We start from the raw sequence: 19,598 nt of genomic DNA, 5'->3' as shown, positions 1-19,598 counted from the left end.
CAAGGCAGGATGGACGGCATGACCGAGAACGGAGGCGGATGGCAGGCGCCGTCGGTGACGTTGCCCATCCACGCAACCGTCGAGGTGCCGGGTTCCAAGTCCCAGACCAACCGCGCGCTGATCCTCGCCGCGCTGGCCAGTCCGCAGGGGACGTCGACGATCAGCGGGGCCCTGCGCAGTCGGGACACCGAGCTGATGATCGGCGCGCTGCGGACGCTGGGGCTCACCCTCGACGGTGCGGGGACCGAGTTGACGGTCGGCGGATCGATCTCGCCGGCGCCCGACGCCAGGATCGACTGCGGCCTCGCGGGCACCGTCCTGCGGTTCGTGCCGCCGGCCGCGGCGCTGGGGACCGAGGTCGTCACCTTCGACGGCGACGAGCAGGCCCGCTCGCGGCCGATCGCTCCCCTCCTCGACGGGCTGCGCGGCCTCGGTGTGCGCGTCGACGGCGACGCCATGCCGTTCCAGGTCCGCGGCGAAGGTGGCGTGGCCGGGGGCACCGTGCACATCGACGCCTCGTCGTCGTCCCAGTTCGTCTCGGGTCTACTGCTCTCGGGTGCGACGTTCCGGGACGGGCTGACCGTCGTGCACACCGGCGAGTCCGTGCCGTCGGCACCGCACGTGGCGATGTCGGTGACGATGCTGCGCGAGGCGGGTGTGTCGGTGGACGACGCGACGCCCAACCGCTGGGTGGTCGAACCAGGACCCGTCGCCGCCCGCCACTGGGACGTCGAACCCGACCTGTCGAACGCGGTGCCCTTCCTGGCCGCCGCGGCCGTCACCGCGGGCACGGTGCGGATCGTCGGCTGGCCGGAGGTCAGCGTGCAGCCCTCGGGGAGCATCCTCGAGCTGCTTTCCAAGACGGGATCGTCCGTGCTGCACGGCAATTCGCACCTCGAGGTGAAGGGCCCGGTCGACGGGTACCCGGGCTTCGACGCCGACCTGCACGACGTCGGCGAGCTGGCACCGGCGTTCGCGGCGCTCGCGGCCCTGGCCGAGCCGGGTTCGGTGTCACACCTCACCGGCATCGCGCATCTGCGTGGTCACGAGACCGACCGACTAGCGGCGTTGACCGCCGAGATCAACGGCCTCGGCGGCCACTGCGAGGAGACCGAGGACGGGCTGACCATCACCGCCGTGCCCCTGCACGGCGGGCTGTGGCACTCCTACGCCGACCACCGGATGGCGACCGCGGGCGCCGTCATCGGGCTACGGGTGCCCGGAGTCGAGGTCGAGGACATCGGCACCACTGCCAAGACCCTGCCCGACTTCCCGGGCATGTGGTCGGACATGTTGGCCGGGCAGGCACCCGAAATACGTTGAGGGCGGACGATTACGACGAATCCGACGTCCGGGTACGCCCGGGCCGGGGATCACGGCCGCGCACCAAGACCCGGCCCGAACACCTCGACGCCCGGCCGGCGATGGTCGTCACCGTCGACCGCGGGCGGTGGGGGTGCGCGCTCGGCGGCGATCCGAATCACGTCGTCACCGCCATGCGGGCCCGGGAGCTCGGCCGAACCCCGATCGTGGTCGGCGACGAGGTCGACGTCGTCGGCGACCTCTCCGCCCAACCCGACACGTTGGCCAGGATCGTCCGACGCGGGGAACGACGAACCGTGTTGCGGCGCACCGCCGACGACACCGACCCGACCGAACGCGTCCTGGTCGCCAACGCCGACCAGCTGCTGATGGTGGTCGCCCTGGCCGACCCTCCGCCGCGCACCGGCTTCGTCGAGCGGTCCCTGATCGCCGCCTACGTCGGCGGACTCGAGCCCATCCTGTGCCTGACCAAGACCGACCTGGCGGCACCGGAACCCTTCGCGGCGCAGTTCGCCGGGCTGGACCTGACCGTCGTCACCGCCGGCCGCGACGACGACCTCGCGGTGGTCGACGACCTCCTCGTCGGCAAGCTGACCGTCCTGGTGGGTCATTCCGGCGTCGGCAAGTCGACGATGGTCAACCGCCTGGTGCCCGAGGCCAAGCGGGCCGTCGGGGTGGTGTCCGGCGTCGGCAAGGGCAGGCACACCTCGACGCAGTCGGTGGCCCTCCCCCTGCACGATTCCGGGTGGGTGGTCGACACCCCGGGGATCCGGTCGTTCGGACTGGCCCACATCGCCCCGTCCGACGTCATGATGGCGTTCTCCGACCTCGCCGAGGCCATCGAGAAGTGCCCCCGCGGCTGCGGTCACCTCGGCCCGCCGTCGGATCCGGACTGCGCGCTCGACGAACTGACCGGCCACGCCGCCGACCGCGTCGCCGCCACCCGGCGACTGCTGGCAGCGATGGCCGCCGACTAGCGGGATGGACTTCCTCGACCGCACCCGCGCCGGATACGACGCGGCCGCCGCCGAGTTCGCGGCGATGTTCGAACACCACCTCGACGACAAGCCGGTCGAGAGGGCCCTCCTGGGGGCGTTCGCCGAGCTGGTCCGCGCCACCGGAAACCCGGCGATCGCCGACGTCGGTTGCGGCACCGGCGTGACCACCAGGATCCTGGCCGAGCTCGGTGTGACCCCGACGGGAATCGACCTGTCCCCCAACATGATCGACGAGGCCCGTGCGCGGGCTCCGGGAATCCGGTTCGAGGTAGGCTCGATGACGTCACTCGACCTCCCCGATGGGACGGTCGGCGGGGTCTGTGCGTGGTACTCGGTCATTCACCTGCCCGATGCGTATCTGCCGCAAGCATTTTCGGAGTTCCACCGCGTGCTCGTCGACGACGGAGTGGCGCTGGTGGCCTTCCAGGTCGGCGACCGGCCCCGCCGGTTGACCGAGGCGTTCGGGGTGGCGCTCGACCTGGAGTTCGTCCGGCGCACCCCCGACGTCGTCGCCGCCGAGCTCGAATCAGCCGGGCTACCGGTCTACTCGACGACCGTGCGCGAACCGGACGACCACGGCGTGCACGCCACCCCGCAGGCCTTCCTCGTCGCGCGCAAGCGCCGTGCTCGTTAGCCTGGAACGGTCATGACTCCGGTACCCGAGATCACGCTCAACGACGGCGCGCAGATACCCCAGCTCGGGTTCGGCGTCTACAAGGTCGCACCCGACGAGACCGCCGCCGCGGTCCGGACGGCGCTGGCGGTCGGCTACCGACACCTGGACACCGCGGCGATGTACCACAACGAGGAAGGCGTCGGCCGCGGCATTCGCGAGGCGGGCGTCGACCGTGCCGACGTCTTCGTCACGAGCAAGCTCGACAACGGATTTCACGAACCCGACGCGGCGCGAAGGGCATTCGAGGACACCCTGACCGCGATCGGCTCGGACTACGTCGACCTCTACTTGATCCATTGGCCCCTGCCTACCCGCTACGGCGGCGACTTCGTCTCCACCTGGCGGACCCTCGAGGAGTTCGCGGCCGACGGTCGCGCGCGCAGCATCGGGGTGTCGAACTTCCACGTTCCGCACCTCCGGCGGCTCGCGTCCGAGACCGACACCGTGCCCGCCGTCAACCAGGTCGAGGCGCACCCCTACTTCACCAACGCCGCGGTCCGGGACTACTGCACTCGGCACGGCATCGCGTTCCAGGCCTGGTCGCCACTCGCGCGCGGCACGCTGCTCGACGACCCGGTCGTCACCCGGATTGCCGAGGCGGTGAACAGGTCGCCCGCTCAGGTGGTGCTGCGCTGGCACATTCAGCGCGGTGACATCGTCTTCCCGAAGTCGGTGTCGCCGGACCGCATCGCCCAGAACTTCTCGGTGTTCGACTTCGAGTTGAGTGACGCCGACGTGGCGGCGGTCGACGGCCTGGACCGGGGCCCGGCCGGGCGGGTTGGATCGAATCCCGACACGTTCGACGTCATCTCGCGGTGAGGTCCCGCACGGCGTCGGAGGCGGTTTGCGGCCCGGCCGAAACGGGCACGCACCCAAGGGCAAATTGCCAAAGGAGGCACATACATGACGAACGTTCCAACGATCGAACTCAGTACCGGCGCACACATTCCGCAGCTCGGTTTCGGCGTCTACCAGATCGATCCCGACGAGACCGCGGGTGCGGTCAAGACGGCACTCGACATCGGCTACCGGCACATCGACACCGCCGAGATGTACCAGAACGAGGCCGGTGTCGGCCAGGGTGTTCGCGATTCCGGGCTGGACCGCGCGGACGTGTTCGTTACCAGCAAGCTCAACAACGGATTTCACGAACCCGACGCGGCGCGCAAGGCGTTCGACGAGACGCTGAGCAAGCTTGGTTTCGACTACGTGGACCTGTTCCTCATCCACTGGCCACTGCCGACGCGCTACAACAACGACTTCGTCTCGACGTGGCAGACGTTGGAGGAGTTCCGGCGTGACGGCCGGGCCCGCAGCATCGGGGTGTCGAACTTCCAGGTCGCGCATCTCGAGCGACTGGCCAACGAGACCGACACCGTGCCCTCGGTGAACCAGATCGAAGTGCATCCCTACTTCGTCAACGACGAGGTGCGCCAGTACTGCATCGAACACGGCATCGCCGTGGAGGCCTGGTCCCCGATCGCCCAGGGCAAGGTGCTCGACGACCCGGTCGTCACGCAGATCGCCGAGGCGTCGGGCAAGTCGCCGGCGCAGGTGGTGCTGCGCTGGCACATTCAGCGCGGTGACATCGTGTTCCCGAAGTCGGTGACGCCCAAGAGGATCGAAGAGAACTTCGCGTTGTTCGACTTCGAGCTGAGCGACCACGACGTCGAGGCGTTGACCGCGCTCGACAAGGGTGAGGACGGCCGGACCGGGCCCAACCCGGACACGTTCGACTACATCCCGGACTGATCACCGAGAACGCCAAACGGCGGGGAGATTGCTCATCGCAATCTCCCCGCCGTTGTCCGTTCGAAGCCTAGGCCGTCACCTTGGCGCGGCGCCGGGCACGCACGGCGGCGATCGCCGACTTGAGTCCGCGACGCTCGCCGGGCTCGAGTTCGGCGAACATCCGCTCGCTTCGGGTCTCCGGGGCGTCGTCAGCGGTGTCGCGGAGGAACTTGTCCGGCAGCGACAGCTTGGCGATGGTGCGCCACGTCTTTCCGTATTGCACCGCGAAATTGCCCGTCGTGTACGGCAGGTCGTACTTGTCGCAGATCTGCCTCACGCGGACGGCGATCTCGGCGTACCGGTTGCTCGGCAGATCCGGGAACAGGTGGTGCTCGATCTGGTGGCACAGGTTGCCGCTCATGAACCGCAGCGCGGGACCCGCCTCGAAGTTGGCGCTGCCCAACATCTGTCGCAGGTACCACTGGCCCCTGCTCTCGCCCACCATGTCGGTCTTGGTGAACTTCTCTGCGCCGTCGGGAAAGTGACCGCAGAAGATCACGGCGTTGGCCCAGACGTTGCGGATGACGTTGGCCACCGCATTGGCCGTCAGCGTCGACTTGTACGTGGCTCCGGGCGACACGGAGGTCAGCGCCGGGTACGCGACGTAGTCCTTGAGCAGTTGGTGACCGGCCTTGACGCCGAACTCGCGAATGCGCTGCATCGTGGCGGCGCGGTCGTCACGCCCCTTGGAGATCTTTCCGAGCTCGAGGTGCTGCAGCCCGACGCCCCACTCGAACCCGATGGCCAGCAGCGTGTTGAACAGCAGGTTGCCGTACAGGTTGAACGGCGTCCACTTTGCGTCGCGGGTCACGCGGATGACGCCGTAGCCGACGTCGTCGTCCATCCCGAGGATGTTGGTGTACTTGTGGTGCATGAAGTTGTGGGTGAACCGCCAGTGCTTGGACGCCCCGCTCATGTCCCACTCCCACGTCGAGGAGTGAATCTCGGGATCGTTCATCCAGTCCCACTGGCCGTGCATGACGTTGTGGCCGATCTCCATGTTCTCGACGATCTTCGCCACGCCGAGGGTCACGGTGCCTGCCCACCACGCCGAGCGCTTCGAACCCGCGGCCAGCATCAGCCGGCCGGCGACCTCGAGGGCGCGCTGCGCGGCGATGGTGCGACGGATGTAGCGGGAGTCGCGTTCACCGCGGGAGTCTTCGACGTCCAGCCGGATCGCGTCCAGCTCGTTGCCCAGATTTTCGATGTCCGCTTCGGTGAGATGCGTGAACGCCGGTACGTCGGTTATTGCCATCGTCAGCCTCCTGTCTACTGCCTACGCTAGCGTAACCTACGATCCCGTAGGTTACTAGCCAGTAAAGCTCAGACGTCCAGGACGCAATCGCCGGACGCTGCGGAAATACACGTTTGCACGCGGCTCCCGGGTTCGTGTTCGACACCCGTGCGCAGGTCCCTCACGTGCCCCTGGACCAGCCCGACGACGCACGACTGGCAGATGCCCATCCGGCATCCGAACGGCATCCGGATGCCCGCGTCCTCCCCGGCGTCCATCAACGACGTGGCGGCGTCGACGTCGACGGTCTTGCCGCTGCGCTCGAACGTGACGGTGCCGCCGGTGCCGTGCGCCGCGGCGCGCGTGGCGGCGAACCGCTCCAGGTGCAGCCTGTCCCCGATGCGCTCCGCCGACCAGATCTGATGGGCGTCGTCAAGCATGCCCTCGGGACCGCACGCCCACGTCTGGCGCTCGCGCCAGTCGGGCACCACGTCGGACAGCTTGGACAGGTCGAGTCGGCCCTCCGTGCGCGTCGGTCGCACCGTCAGCCGGTACCCGTCGTGCGCGTCGTGCAGCCGATCCAGTTCGTCGGCGAACATCACGTCGGACCGCGTCGGCGCGGAGTGCACGTGGACGACGTCGGTGATCTGGTCGCGCCGCGCGAGCGTGCGCAGCATCGACATCACCGGCGTGATGCCCGACCCAGCGGTCAAGAACAACACCGAGGCCGGCGCCGGATCCGGCATGACGAAGTTGCCCTGCGGTGCCGCCAGCCGCACGATGGTCCCCGGAGTGACCCCGGCGACCAGATGACTGGACAGAAAGCCCTCGGGCATCGCCTTGACCGTGATGGTGATGGTCCGATCCCGGGTGACCGGGGTCGAGGTCAGGGAGTACGACCGCCAACGCCACCGACCGTCCATCAGCACCCCGATGCCGACGTACTGACCGGGCTGGTAGTCGAAGTGAAAACCCCAGCCCGGCTTGATCACCAGCGTCGCGGAGTCGACCGTCTCGCGCCGCACCTCGACCACGCGGCCGCGGAGTTCGCGCGCCGACCACAGCGGGTTGGCCAGCTTGAGGTAGTCGTCGGGCAGAAGGGGCGTGGTGATGCGCCCGACCACCGAACGCAGGGCCTGCAGACCCGGATGCTTGCTGGCGCCCTTGAGAGTTGGGCGAATCGTGTCGGCCACGTTGGCCGCGACCTTGATCTCGTTCTTGGCCATGACGGCTCCTGCTTCACCTATGCCCGAATGTCCGCGAAACGGCTCACGGCCAGCAACCTACGGTACCGTAACCTGCGCTCTGGCAGCCAGGCGTCAGAGCAGTTCGAGCAGAAACGGCAGCTCCTGCGTGGCGTACCAGGCGAGGTCGTGGTCCTGGGCGTCACCGACGGTCAACTCCGCGTCCTCGTCCCCGAAGTCGGCCAGGTCGACCACCGCGATCGCGGCCCGCACGGCCGGCTCCGCCGCAGCGTTGTCGAGGTACGCGGCGACGACGTCGCCCACGCCGATCGGCCCCGCCAACCGCACCACGGCGTCGTCGAGATCCGGACGAATCGTCGCCCCCTCGACGTCGGCGACCAACACGGCGCGCCGCAACGGGAGCCCGTCGTCACTTCCCCGGTCGCTCCGCTCCTGCCCGTCGTCAGCCTCCTCGGCGGCCAACAGCCGCAGCGACGCCAACGCCGCCTCACGCAACGCGACTTCGGCGAGCTCGTCGTCGTCGCCCTCGGCATAGGACTCGCGCAGTGTCGGGGTGACCGCGAAGGCCGTCCCGCTCAAGGCGTGCATGGACTGATCGGCGACGAGCCGCTGGAGCATCGCCAGGGTCGCGGGAATGTAGACACGCACCAGGGCAGACTAGCGGTCTACTCCCGGTCCCCGATCAAGGTCGCGACGTGGTCGTCGACGTAGGTCGCCGCCGAACGCGGCGGTCGCTCGTAGGACGTGCTGACAATGGGCCGCTTCGGCAACGTCACCCTCGGAAGGTCCACCTCGTGGTAGTCGACGGTGGAGAGCAGATGGCTCATCATGTTCAGCCGAGCGTGCTTCTTGACGTCGGACTCCACCACGTACCAGGGGCTCTGCGGGACGTCGGTGTGCGCCATCATCTCGTCCTTCGCCCGCGAGTAGTCCTCCCAGCGGTACACCGACTCCAAGTCCATCGGGCTCAACTTCCACCGCCTGAGCGGATCGTCCATCCGGGATGTGAACCGGCGCAGTTGCTCGTCGTCGGAGACGGAGAACCAGTACTTGCGCAGGAGGATGCCGTCCTCGAGAAGCATCTGCTCGAAGACCGGCGTCTGACGCAGAAACAGCGAATGCTGTTCCGGCGTACAGAAACCCATGACCTTCTCGACGCCGGCCCGGTTGTACCAGGAGCGGTCGAACAGCACGATCTCACCCTTGGCGGGCAGCTCTGCAACGTAACGCTGGTAGTACCACTGCCCACGTTCGGTGTCGTTGGGCGCAGGCAGGGCGGCGATCCTCGCGACCCGAGGACTCAGGTACTCGGTGATGCGTTTGATGGTGCCGCCCTTGCCCGCCGCGTCGCGCCCCTCGAAGACGACGGCGATGCGCGCCCCGGTGTGGCGGGTCCACTCCTGCAGCTTCACGAATTCCGTTTGGAGGCGGAACAGTTCGGCCTCGTAGACGGCAGTGGGAATCTTCGGGTTCTTCGACTTCTTCGCGGCCTTGCTCTTGCCCATCGCCAGATCGTAGTTCGATCGGCACCTACTGCGCCGATTCGAGCAATTCGTCGAGCGACTCCCGCAGCAGGGCGGGCAACATGTCGACGTCGCTCATCGCGTCACGGTCGGCGTTGACGCCGAAGTAGAGCATGCCGTTGTAGGACGTCACCCCGATGGCGAGGACCTGCTTGTTGAGCAGCGGCGGCACCGAGTAGGTCTCCAACAGCTTGGTCCCCGCGAGGTACATCTGCTTCTGCGCGCCGGGCACGTTGGTGATCAACAGGTTGAACTGCCGCGCCGAGAAGCTGGTGGCAACCCGAGTTCCCATGGCGTGCAAGGTCGGTGGGGCAAACCCCGACAAGGTGACGATGGTCCTGGCGTCGACCAGGCTGGCCGCCGTCGAGTGCGACTCGGTCGCATGGGCGATCTGCGACAACCTGACCACGGCGTTGCCCTCGCCCGTCGGCAGGTCGACGAGGAACGGCGAGACCTCCCTGATCGCCTGACCCGGCCCCGCCACGTCGAACTCCGCCTCGGGGTAGACCGACATGGGCACCATCGCCCGAATCGTCGACGACGTGGTGACCGGCTCCCCGCGGGACAGCAGCCAGTTGCGCAACGCGCCGGCGATAACCGCGAGGATGACGTCGTTGACGTCGCAGTCGTAGCGCGCCCGCAGCTTCCGGTAGTCGTCGAGCTGATGCCCGGCGACCGTGAAGCGCCGGTTGCGCGAGACCGTCGTGTTGAGCGGACTGCTCGGGGCGGTGCCGCGCGCCAGCGTGCGGGCGACGACGGCGAACCTGCGCCCCGCCTCGGCCAGCTGCCCGGTGCTGGTGACGGTCTCCACGACCGCAGAGCGCACCGCCTCCAACTGCGTCCCGGGCCGGGCGACGAACTCGCCCACGGCGCCGAGGGCCAACCGGGCGTCACTTGGTTCTCGGGCCGGAATCCAGATGTCCTCGCCGAACTCCGGCGGCTTCTGGGTGCGGTCGGCGATCACGTGGCCGATCTCCAACGCCGTCATGCCGTTGATCAGCGCCTGATGAGACTTCGTGTAGATCGCGATGCGATTCTTGGCCAGACCCTCGACGAGGTACATCTCCCACAGCGGACGGGACTTGTCGAGCGGCCGCGAGCCGAGCCGTGCGACGAGGTCGTGCAGTTGGGCGTCGCTGCCTGGAGACGGCAGCGCGGACCGGCGGATGTGGTAGGTGATGTCGAAGTCACGGTCGTCGATCCACACCGGGCGAGCCAGTCCGCGGGCGACCTCGCGCACCTTCTGCCGGTACCGCGGAATCTGCGGCAGCCGCCGTTCGACCGTCTCGAGCAGAGTCTCGTAGCTGAGCCCGGTGCGCGGCTTTCGCAGGATCGACAGCGACCCCACGTACATCGGCGTGGCCGTGTTCTCCAGGCGATAGAACGACGCGTCGGCGGCCGACAACCTCGTCACCATGACCCGCCCACCTCCCTTCGTTCCACGCCCGATCCCAGCCACGGTAACCGGCGAAACCCGAGCGCCGCATTACGGGTGCGCGGAGGTGTCCCCACGCCGTGGGATCATGAATCGTCTGCGCCTCTCCAGCAGATGTCGTCCATTCGCCTCGACCGCTGGAGAGCAGCCGTGACCGCATCACGCATACCGACTCGTCGTACCTCGTTCACCTCGCCGGTCGTGGACTACGAACCGCCACCGCTCGGCACCTGCCCGCCGCCCTCGTCCGCGGCCATGCACCGCCACACGTCGCGACCACTGCGATCGGTGCCCACGGCCCCGCCCGGCGCAGACCACGCCGTGGAGCCGCCGCCACGGGCCGCCGCCGTCTTCGCCGAGACCACGCTGCGCCGCGTCCTGGAGGTGTCGGACCGGCGGCGCCCGGTCGCCCAACTCCGCCCACTGGTCGCACCGGCACTGTTCGACGCGGTGGCGGCGTTCACCACGGCGGGGTCGCGCGACGGCGCGGCCGTGCTCCGACGGGTCCGGCTGCGGCCCGTGCACGTGCTCGACGGCGAAGCTGCGGCCGCAGAGGTCTTCGCCACCTACTCGCGGGGACGCCGCGTCCGCGCCATCGCCGGCCGCGTCGAATTGGTCAAGGGCCGGTGGGTGATGGTCGCCCTCCAGGTCGGCTGATTCCGCCGACCCGGTTCAGCCGCGGCGCGCCTTGGGCGGCCCACCACGGGTCTGGCGACGCGCGGCTTCCCGCCGCTCGCGGCGAGAGCCACCGGCGGGCGCCGCGTGCCGGCCGCCACCACCCTCGCGCTGTACCTCGGCCGAGCCGTCCTCGGCCGGACCGGAGTACGTCATCGGACGTGACTGCTCTTCGTCGATTCCCTTGACGCGCAACGCAGCTGGCGCCTGTCGAACCGGCTCGGGAGCCACCTCGTCCTCGTCGGCGTCGACGTCGGTCACCGTGTCGACCTGGCGCGCCTTCGCGGCGGCGGCGGCATCGGCGGCGAATTGAGCCAGGTTCGGGGGCGCCGAGGTGGCACCCACCTGCGCGGCGGGCGGCTGGGCCGCCTGCACCTGCGCGTTGAACAGCAGCCCGACCGACTCCTCCTTGAGCCCGTCGAGCATGCCCATGAACATGTCGTAACCCTCGCGCTGGTACTCGACGAGCGGATCGCGCTGGGCCATGGCACGCAGGCCGATGCCCTCCTTGAGGTAGTCCATCTCGTAGAGGTGTTCGCGCCACTTGCGGTCGATCGTGGTAAGCAACACGCTGCGCTCGAGCTGACGCATGGCACCTTCGCCACCGATGGCGGTCAATTCGGCCTCCCGCGCCGCGTAGGCGCGCCGGGCGTCCTCGATGAGGGCTTCGCGCAACTCGTCACTGGTCAGCTCACCGGGCTCGCCGACGGCATCCGAGTCGACCAGGTCGTGGTAGTCGATGCCCACCGGGTACAGCAGCTTGAGCGCGTCCCACAGTGCGCCGAGGTCCCAATCCTCCGAGTAGCCCTCCGACGTCGCACCGTCCACGTAGGCGTTGACCACGTCTTCGACCATCTGCTTGGCCTGCTGCTGCACTTCCTCGCCCTCGAGGATGAGCCGCCGCTCGGCGTAGATGACCTTGCGCTGCTGGTTCATCACCTCGTCGTACTTCAGGACGTTCTTGCGGACCTCGAAGTTCTGCTGCTCGACCTGCGTCTGCGCGCTCTTGATGGCCCGCGAGACCATCTTGGCCTCGATCGGCACGTCCTCGGGCAGGTTGAGGCGGGTCAGCAGCGATTCGAGCGTCGCGCCGTTGAAGCGGCGCATCAACTCGTCGCCGAGCGAGAGGTAGAAGCGCGACTCACCGGGGTCGCCCTGACGGCCGGACCGGCCGCGCAGCTGGTTGTCGATGCGGCGGGACTCGTGGCGCTCCGTGCCAAGCACGTACAGCCCGCCGACGTCGCGGACCTCCTTGGCCTCCGCCTCGGCCTCGGCCTTCACCTGAGCCAGCACGTCGTCCCAGGCGGCTTCGTAGTCCTCGGGCGTCTCCACCGGGTCCAGACCGCGTTCCCGGAGTCGCTTGTCAGCGAGGAAGTCCACGTTGCCGCCGAGCACGATGTCGGTGCCGCGGCCGGCCATGTTGGTGGCGACGGTGATGGCGTTGCGCCGACCCGCCTCGGCGATGATGTTGGCCTCTTGCTCGTGGAACTTCGCGTTCAACACGTTGTGCGGGATCCGGCGCTTGGTGAACTGCTTGGACAGGTACTCGGAGCGCTCGACGCTGGTCGTGCCGATGAGAACCGGCTGACCCTTCTCGAAGCGCTCGGCGACGTCGTCGACGACGGCGATGTACTTGGCCTCTTCGGTCTTGTAGATCAGGTCGGACTGGTCGGTGCGAATCATCTCGCGGTTGGTGGGGATGGGCACCACGCCGAGGCCGTAGATCTCGTGCAGCTCGGCCGCCTCGGTCTGGGCGGTACCGGTCATGCCGGAGAGCTTGTCGTAGAGGCGGAAGTAGTTCTGCAGGGTGATCGTGGCCAGTGTCTGGTTCTCGGCCTTGATCTCGACGTGCTCCTTGGCCTCGATCGCCTGGTGCATGCCCTCGTTGTAGCGGCGCCCGACCAGCACGCGGCCGGTGAACTCGTCGACGATGATGACCTCGCCGTCGCGGACGATGTAGTCCTTGTCGCGGGAGAACAGCTCCTTGGCCTTCAGGCAGTTGTTCAGGTAGCTGACCAGTGGCGAGTTGGCGGCTTCGTAGAGGTTCTCGATGCCGAGCTGATCCTCGACGAACTCGACGCCGATCTCGTGGACGCCGACCGTGCGCTTGCGGATGTCGACCTCGTAGTGGACGTCCTTCTCCATGAGCGGAGCGAGCCTGGCGAACTCGACGTACCAGTTGGACGCGCCGTCGGCGGGGCCGGAGATGATCAACGGCGTCCGGGCCTCGTCGATGAGGATCGAGTCGACCTCGTCGACCACGGCGAAGTTGTGGCCGCGCTGCACCATGTCCTCGACCGTGTGCGCCATGTTGTCGCGCAGGTAGTCGAACCCGAACTCGTTGTTGGTGCCGTAGGTGATGTCGGCCGCGTACGCCACGCGGCGCTCGTCGGGCGTCATCTGCCCGAGGATCACGCCGACCTCGAGGCCTAGGAAGCGGTGCACCCGGCCCATCCACTCGCTGTCGCGCTTGGCCAGGTAGTCGTTGACCGTCACCACGTGCACGCCGTTGCCGGACAGGGCGTTCAGGTAGGCGGGCAGCACGCAGGTCAGGGTCTTGCCCTCACCGGTCTTCATCTCCGCGACGTTGCCGAAGTGCAACGCGGCGCCACCCATGATCTGAACGTCGAACGGCCGCTGGTTCAGCACCCGCCAGGCGGCCTCGCGGGCGACGGCGAACGCCTCCGGCATGATGTCGTCGAGCGTCTCACCACCGGCGACGCGCTTCTTGAACTCGTCGGTCTTGGCGCGCAGTTCGTCGTCGGAGAGCTTCTCCACGTCGTCGGACAGGGAGTTGACATAGTCAGCGACCCTCTTGAGGCGCTTGACCATGCGGCCTTCACCGAGACGGAGCAACTTCGACAGCACGCTAATTTCCCCTGTGGGCTCGATGGAACTCGTAATACTTCAAACGAGGTCCATCGTAGGTGACTGGCCGGGCCGAACAGCCGACGCGCCGCACGGGGCGGTCGCGCCGGCTGCGCGGCGCCTCGCGGCTACGACAGGCGGATGAGTCCGTAGTCGTAGGCGTGACGGCGGTAGACGACGGTCGGCTTGTCGCTTTCCTTGTCGTGGAAGAGGAAGAAGTCGTGGCCGACGAGCTCCATCTCGTAGAGCGCGTCGTCACAGGTCATCGGCGTGGCGGTGTGTTCCTTGGTGCGCACGATCCGGCCGGGTTCGTGATCGTCGAGGGCCGGGGTCTCCTCCTCGGCGGGTGCGGACAGCGGCTCGAGGAGGTGGTTGAGTGCGGTTGCCTCGGCGAGAGACACGGGCGTCTTGTCCCCGTAGTGGATCTTGCGGCGGTCCTTGCTGCGCCGGAGGCGGTTCTCGAGTTTGCTTACCGCCGACTCCAGCGCAGCGTAGAAGCTGTCGGCGCAGGCTTCGCCGCGCGCAACTGGCCCTCGGCCCCTGGCCGTGATCTCGACGTGTTGGCAGTTCTTGCGCTGGCGGCGGTTGCGTTCGTGGTCGAGTTCGACGTCGAACAGGTAGATGGTGCGGTCGAAGCGCTCGAGGCGCGCCAGCTTCTCGGAGACGTAGGTGCGGAAGTGGTCGGGAATCTCGACGTTGCGGCCCTTGACGACGACCTCGGCGCGGGGGCCGTCGTGCGACTCCTCCTCGGCGCCCACCATCGCTGACTGGTTGGTGTCCATGGATTGTATTGACATACTTGGCAACTCGCTTCCTCTCGGCGTCGCACGCGCAACGGCGTGCCGGCATAAAACGGGAGCGCGCCGGGGGAAGCCCGATAGAAGTCCGCCCGCGGCGCAAGGTGTCGAGTGCTCACCTCCTCGCTTTTCGGGCGATGTGGCGCCATTGGTTCTAGACGCCGCCGTGAGTCGTTCACGGGTGGTTGGCCCCGACGGTAGTCCGTGTTCACCCGCCTGTGCCACATATTCGGCACACGTGTTCTCAGTTCTTCATTCCGGTTTGATCTCGTGGAAATCTGACGGCGCCGCGGATTGCGGATCAGGCGTGCGCGACGGCAAGGATCGCGGCAACGTGCACACCGGCGGTTTGCAGGACGCGGACCGACTCACATGCCGTGGCACCCGTCGTCACGACGTCGTCGACGACGATCACCTCGCCGCCCACCCGCTCGCGGACCCGTACTCGCCCCGCGACGTTGCGCTGCCGCTGCCCGGGCGACAGCCCGACCGAGTCCCGTGTGAAGGCCCGCATCCGAAGGGCGGCGACGACGACGGTGCCGGGCACGGCGGCGGCCTCCGCGACGGCCGTGACCGGGTCGCCACCCCGTCGCCGCGCCGCCGACCGCCGGGTGGGCGCGGGAACCACCGTCAGCGGGGCCTCGACGACGCCCCACGTCAGGAGCCGGGTCAGCCCCGCGGCCACCGCGACCGCGAGCGGCTCGACGAGGTCGGTGCGGCCGTGTTCCTTCATCGCGATGATCGCCGCGCGGCGCGACCCCGCATACCGGCCGAGCGAGAACACCGGCACGCCCGGATCGAGGCGGGGCGTGATGACGAGTGGCTCGTCGGTGTGCACCGCGAGGGATTGGGCGCACGTCGGGCACCATCGCGTCCCCGGCGCCCCGCAGCCACCACACTCCAGCGGAAGGACGAGGTCGAGCAGCATGGGTCAAGTGTCGCGACGGGGTCCGACACTCATTTCTTTCTCCCCGAACGTGGAGTTTTCCACTACTTCTCGGCGATCTCGCGCCAACAACTCCACGCTCGCGGGGGCTCGTTGGGCCTAGCCGTACCTCGTCACCACGGCCAAGTGGGCGACCTCGAAGTCGCTGTCAGTTCCTGGAGCCGGCAGTCTGCCGCGCGGTAATAGACGAGGGACGCCATGCGTCCCCCTTCGTCGGCGGCGTCGTCAATTGCGTCGAGGACGAAGCCTTTACTGCGCAGTGAAGGTCCTATGATGCGTTCTACTGCCTTCGAGAAAGTCTCGGCCATCGTCCTTGATTCTTGCTCAAGTTACGTCCTGCGGCGGGTCCTTACAACGCTAGGTTTTCGAACGAAACTTCATCGACCACCGGACTGAGTTCACACGCATCCCGAACACCCGGCAACCATCGGCGTCGTAGAACGAGACAGCGAAGTCGGCACGTGTGCTGTCGTTGAGGCGAGAAGGCGAATCAGCAGCGGAACGAGTCATCAAAAGGTGGATGCCCCGCAGGAGCTTTGAAAGTCGCCTCCAAATCCTCGACCGATGCCGACAACAGATGCGAAAGCTTCACCAGCACCGCGAGGCCTACCCGTCCCCTCGCTCTGGCCACCAAACCTTTCGGGTTCAGAAGGGACAGATAACCGTCTGTGTCCATTTCGCCGATTGAATACCCGGGCGCTAGCTGATCCTCGCGTGAAGCGAACCTTCAGACGAAGACGCCCGCGCTTCGCACGCAGACTCGTTCCGAAGACACCGAAAAGATACCGCTCAATGGTCCGCAATGACATGCCACACAGCTCGAATTGCTTTGGAAGCAATCGTTCCGCCACGGAGAGCGTGAACGACTCCGCCCCGTCGCCCCGGATATAAAACCGGATTTCACCGCCCGGATCGGTCCAGGATATCGCGGAGTCTGGCGATCCTACAGGTGTGAAACCGTAACCTGCCAGTGCCGCCCATTCGGTGAGCCCATTGAAGATCTGCACACTATCCACCTCGGGACGCCACTTGATTTCGCCCGGCGCCTCAGGGTGTCGGGCGCCCGATAATGAATTCCATTGCCCTAACGCACACCGCCCAACAAGCTATTGCACGCAGTCTTGCGCCTGCTCAGGCCGACCAGTAGTTCGTCCGACGCGATGGCGTCAGCGGAACCACGTAGCGGGTGACGGAATCCGATCGTCGACCGCCCAACCCGCAATCCACAATTAGCGCATTTGATAAGTGTAGTAGTTTCCTATTGCAGTCAAGGCCTTAGCGGTCAAATCCGAATGGCGCTCGGACATGACCGACTCCACGAAATCTCCAGCACCGTTCAAATCCATCGTCGACCAATCGGGGTTCACCCGCATTGCTTCGTCGAGCAATGCCCGAACCGACTCTTTCGCAACCCCGGCCTCAAACCCGTACTTTGATTCGAACTCGTCGGTGTTCTTACCCGGGTACTTCTTCAGATAAAGCACAATTGCTTCACTCACATCAAATTGTTTGTCAGCCACCCATTAGCCTCCTCGCTCGAAAATTATGGTTATTTCGCCCGTATCCGGGTCAATCTGCACGATACGGGTGACATAAGGGTTCTCCATGAGGCGCGGTATTTCGACATTTTGCCATATGTTGCCCGGCCGCAGATCACTTCCAACGATCGCTGTGACGTCGCCGCGTGCATTGTCCGCGTACGCGGTCGACGCATCCTCCCAGAATCTCACCGACTCCGGATCGTGACGATTCCAGATCGGCAGCTCGTTCATTCCGTTTTCGGTGAGCGTCATCTCCAACGTCGTGCCGTGGGTGCCCTCCGCAATCCGTTCAGCGATACCTGAGCAGTCTGGTCCAACACCAATACCGTCGGCATCACGCCCCGACCAGTAATAGGCCGAGTTCGGATCGGTAGTCGTGAGATGACGGAGGTCTTCGAGTGACGGCAAGCTTCCCTGCGGGTACATGCCGTCCGCGTCCAGCGGCGGCAACTCGTAGTTCTCGTGCGGATGCGCATGATCGTGGTGATCGTGGTGACCCAGATCCTCGTGGGTTTGATCGCCTCCCGACGACCCCGAAGAGTCATGGCTCCCATGCCCGGACCCACCATCCGATCCATGCCCGGACCCGCTCGAATCATGGCCAGATCCACCGGACCCGTGGTCGCCAGACGCGTGTCCCGAACCCCCGGCACCGTCTCCGACCTCCCCGCTGTGCGCGCCGACGCTGACAGGGACCTTGTCGTCGGCCCCCGCAGCAGACGACAGCCCACCGCCGTCGCCGGCCGCCGCCGCGGGTTCGCTTGCAGCGGAACCGGTCTCGAAGGGTCCGCCCGATGAGCGCGGATTGCTCTCGGCGACCTGCGCCGGCTCAGATCCGTGCGACGGGGGCGGCGGATCCGCGGAATGCGGAGGCGCGGCCGGCGCATCTGCGTGCGGCGCGGGCGCTTCCGAGGCGTGCGGCGCGACGGAATCCCCCGAATGCGGCGGCGCGGGGTCCGCCGACGACGGTGAAACCGGCTCTGCCACGCGCGGTTCGGGTTCGGGAGCCCGAGGTGGCGCGGTGTCGACCGGCGCCCGCCCGCCGGGCGCATCCGGACGTGGAGCGGCCGGGGGGTCCACCGGCGGCCGGCCGACTGGCGCCGATTCCCCCGGCGCCGCCCCGGGCGCAGAACTCTCGGGCACCTTGATGCCGTCGAGGTCCTTGGCGACGCGACCAGCCTGGGTGGCGACACTCTCCGACGCCGCCCCCGCGACGCCCTCGCGCACCGCACCGGCCGCCGCTCGCTCCTCGGCCGAGGCCGCCCGTCCGGCGATCCCCGCACCGTCCGCTGCCGCGTCGGCCTCGCCGGCCCCGGGGATCAAGAAGGACCCCACCTGGGCGACGTCGTACCCCAAGGCGCGGAAGGGATGCCCGGCTTCGACGTCCTTCCAGTCGACGACGCCCTTGACCGTGTCGAGGGCGCCCTGCGGATCGCTGGCGATCTTCTGCGCCAGCAGGGCCGGGTTCGTCAAGACGGCGGCGGTCTCGCCCAGTCCCTCCCACGTCTTCGCCGCACCGGACGGGTCGTAGAGGAACCGAGTCGGATCCAGCTGACCGATGCCCTGCGCCGTCTCGGCGACGAACTTGAACGCACCCTCCGACCCGTCCACGAGCGCGTTGAACTCGAAGGCCAGCGCGCCCCCGACGTCCTGACCCAGGACGCTGGTGAACTCCTTGGTCGCCCACGCCTCGAGGGAGTTTGTCGCGGAATCCAACTCGTTGATGCCCTGGTTGAAGAGCTGGGTCATCGCGTCGGCTTCGCGCTTCATGTTGTTCAGGACCGTCTTGATCTCGTCGGCGATCTTGCGGATCTCGTCCATCGGGTTGTGTCCGGTGAAGATGCCGCCGATGGTCTCCAGCACCCCCGACGGGCTGAGCTGATGCAGGAGGTTGCGCACGGCGTTTTGGGTGGCCTCCACCGTGCCGGCAAATCCGTCGACGGACGTGGCCAGCTTCTGCGCCTCGGCGGCGATCTGCGTCAGGCCGCCACTGATCTTTCCCAGGGCGTCGGTCATCTGGCCCGACTCCGGGATCTGCTGGGCGCCCAGGCCGGGACCGGCCGCCTCGACCTGACCGGCGAGGCCGCCGATGGTCGTGGCGAAGCTTCGCCAAGCGCCTGCCGCGGCGCGCATCTCACCGGGGTTGCCGTCGGGCCATACGTCGCCGACGAAGGCCTCCACCAACGACCAGCCCAACGGTGCGGCAACGCCGGACCCCAGCGGCGGCGGCATGCCGGGTGCGCTGAACCCCGCCGGAGCCGCCGGCACGGGGACCGCCGACGTGCCTCCGCCGACCGTGGAGGAGGCGTTCGCGTGCCCGTAGTTCGCGGCGGAGGTCTGAATGCCGAATCCCACCCGACGTCCCGCGTTGACGGCCGATGCCGCGGCGTCGAGCAGCGCCTTGCCCGACGAGGTGTATCCCTGCGAGAACATCAGACCCGCCGCGTCGTGTCCGAACAGCGCGCCGGCACCCGACAGGGACGAGTCGAGTGAGCCGACGGCCGCGGCGATCGCGTCTCCCTCGCCGGCAACGGAGGTACCGATCGCCGCCAACGCGGCCGGGTCCACCGAGATGGGTGGTGCCAC

Annotated in this window: 16 protein-coding genes and 2 pseudogenes; 6 read left to right on the top strand and 12 right to left on the bottom strand. The window is 67.5% G+C overall.

Annotated features, from left to right (window positions below; translation table 11 throughout):
* Positions 1–9: 9 nt before the first annotated feature.
* The 5 genes from aroA to H7J06_RS09100 all read left to right on the top strand — a co-directional run bounded on the left by aroA (position 10) and on the right by H7J06_RS09100 (position 4,749).
* Positions 10–1,323: a 3-phosphoshikimate 1-carboxyvinyltransferase gene (gene aroA, locus H7J06_RS09120; protein ID WP_264038775.1), complete on the top strand. Its 1,314-nt coding sequence runs from the start codon at positions 10–12 to the stop codon at positions 1,321–1,323.
* Positions 1,320–2,300, top strand: coding sequence for a ribosome small subunit-dependent GTPase A (gene rsgA / locus H7J06_RS09115; protein ID WP_264038425.1), 981 nt, complete (start codon positions 1,320–1,322; stop codon positions 2,298–2,300). Before aroA ends, rsgA begins: the two co-directional genes overlap by 4 nt.
* Positions 2,301–2,304: 4 nt before the next feature.
* Positions 2,305–2,955 (top strand): class I SAM-dependent methyltransferase, encoded by a 651-nt coding sequence (locus H7J06_RS09110; protein WP_264038424.1) that lies wholly within the window; start codon positions 2,305–2,307, stop codon positions 2,953–2,955.
* Between the two features lie 12 nt (positions 2,956–2,967).
* Entirely contained in the window at positions 2,968–3,816 is an 849-nt protein-coding gene (locus H7J06_RS09105) for an aldo/keto reductase (protein WP_264038423.1), read from the top strand.
* Between the two features lie 84 nt (positions 3,817–3,900).
* The gene (locus H7J06_RS09100) at positions 3,901–4,749 is read left to right on the top strand and encodes an aldo/keto reductase (protein ID WP_264038422.1); all 849 of its coding nucleotides are present in this window, start codon (positions 3,901–3,903) and stop codon (positions 4,747–4,749) included.
* A 67-nt stretch (positions 4,750–4,816) separates the two neighbouring features.
* On the opposite strand, the gene H7J06_RS09095 is transcribed toward H7J06_RS09100, so the two are convergent.
* From H7J06_RS09095 to H7J06_RS09075, 5 genes are all read right to left on the bottom strand, one after another.
* Positions 4,817–6,043 (bottom strand): fatty acid desaturase family protein, encoded by a 1,227-nt coding sequence (locus H7J06_RS09095; protein WP_264038421.1) that lies wholly within the window; start codon positions 6,041–6,043, stop codon positions 4,817–4,819.
* Positions 6,044–6,111: 68 nt separating this feature from the next.
* Positions 6,112–7,248: a ferredoxin reductase gene (locus H7J06_RS09090; protein ID WP_264038420.1), complete on the bottom strand. Its 1,137-nt coding sequence runs from the start codon at positions 7,246–7,248 to the stop codon at positions 6,112–6,114.
* A gap of 93 nt (positions 7,249–7,341) precedes the next feature.
* Positions 7,342–7,878 carry a DUF6912 family protein gene (locus H7J06_RS09085; RefSeq protein WP_264038774.1) on the bottom strand — a complete coding sequence of 179 codons (537 nt, stop codon included), beginning with the start codon at positions 7,876–7,878 and terminating at the stop codon, positions 7,342–7,344.
* A gap of 14 nt (positions 7,879–7,892) precedes the next feature.
* Positions 7,893–8,732, bottom strand: coding sequence for a polyphosphate kinase 2 (gene ppk2 / locus H7J06_RS09080; protein ID WP_264038419.1), 840 nt, complete (start codon positions 8,730–8,732; stop codon positions 7,893–7,895).
* Positions 8,733–8,757: 25 nt separating this feature from the next.
* The gene (locus H7J06_RS09075) at positions 8,758–10,167 is read right to left on the bottom strand and encodes a WS/DGAT/MGAT family O-acyltransferase (protein WP_264038418.1); all 1,410 of its coding nucleotides are present in this window, start codon (positions 10,165–10,167) and stop codon (positions 8,758–8,760) included.
* 132 nt (positions 10,168–10,299) lie between these two features.
* On the opposite strand from H7J06_RS09075, the gene H7J06_RS09070 reads away from it, so the two are divergent.
* On the top strand, positions 10,300–10,842 hold the full coding sequence (locus H7J06_RS09070; RefSeq protein ID WP_275079161.1) for an Rv3235 family protein: 543 nt from the start codon (positions 10,300–10,302) through the stop codon (positions 10,840–10,842).
* Positions 10,843–10,857: 15 nt separating this feature from the next.
* Here the strand turns inward: H7J06_RS09070 and secA are convergent, their stop codons facing one another.
* From secA to H7J06_RS09045, 7 genes and pseudogenes are all read right to left on the bottom strand, one after another.
* Positions 10,858–13,728 (bottom strand): preprotein translocase subunit SecA, encoded by a 2,871-nt coding sequence (secA, locus tag H7J06_RS09065; RefSeq protein ID WP_264038416.1) that lies wholly within the window; start codon positions 13,726–13,728, stop codon positions 10,858–10,860.
* A gap of 128 nt (positions 13,729–13,856) precedes the next feature.
* Entirely contained in the window at positions 13,857–14,510 is a 654-nt protein-coding gene (gene hpf, locus H7J06_RS09060; protein ID WP_264038415.1) for a ribosome hibernation-promoting factor, HPF/YfiA family, read from the bottom strand.
* 316 nt (positions 14,511–14,826) lie between these two features.
* Complete coding sequence (locus H7J06_RS09055) at positions 14,827–15,450, bottom strand: ComF family protein (protein ID WP_264038773.1); 624 nt, start codon at positions 15,448–15,450, stop codon at positions 14,827–14,829.
* Positions 15,451–15,961: 511 nt separating this feature from the next.
* Positions 15,962–16,180, bottom strand: a pseudogene (locus tag H7J06_RS32600) (Imm61 family immunity protein); the annotation flags it as partial.
* A 25-nt stretch (positions 16,181–16,205) separates the two neighbouring features.
* Positions 16,206–16,478 (bottom strand): annotated as a pseudogene (locus tag H7J06_RS32595) (Imm61 family immunity protein); the annotation flags it as partial.
* Positions 16,479–16,700: 222 nt separating this feature from the next.
* A complete protein-coding gene (locus H7J06_RS09050) occupies positions 16,701–16,991 on the bottom strand; it encodes a hypothetical protein (protein ID WP_264038414.1) in 291 nt (96 codons plus the stop codon).
* A gap of 3 nt (positions 16,992–16,994) precedes the next feature.
* Entirely contained in the window at positions 16,995–19,598 is a 2,604-nt protein-coding gene (locus H7J06_RS09045; protein WP_264038413.1) for a WXG100-like domain-containing protein, read from the bottom strand.

The sequence above is a fragment of the Mycolicibacterium hodleri genome, from assembly GCF_025822245.1.
Taxonomy (GTDB): domain Bacteria; phylum Actinomycetota; class Actinomycetes; order Mycobacteriales; family Mycobacteriaceae; genus Mycobacterium; species Mycobacterium hodleri.
This window is presented reverse-complemented; position numbering and strand designations above follow the sequence as displayed.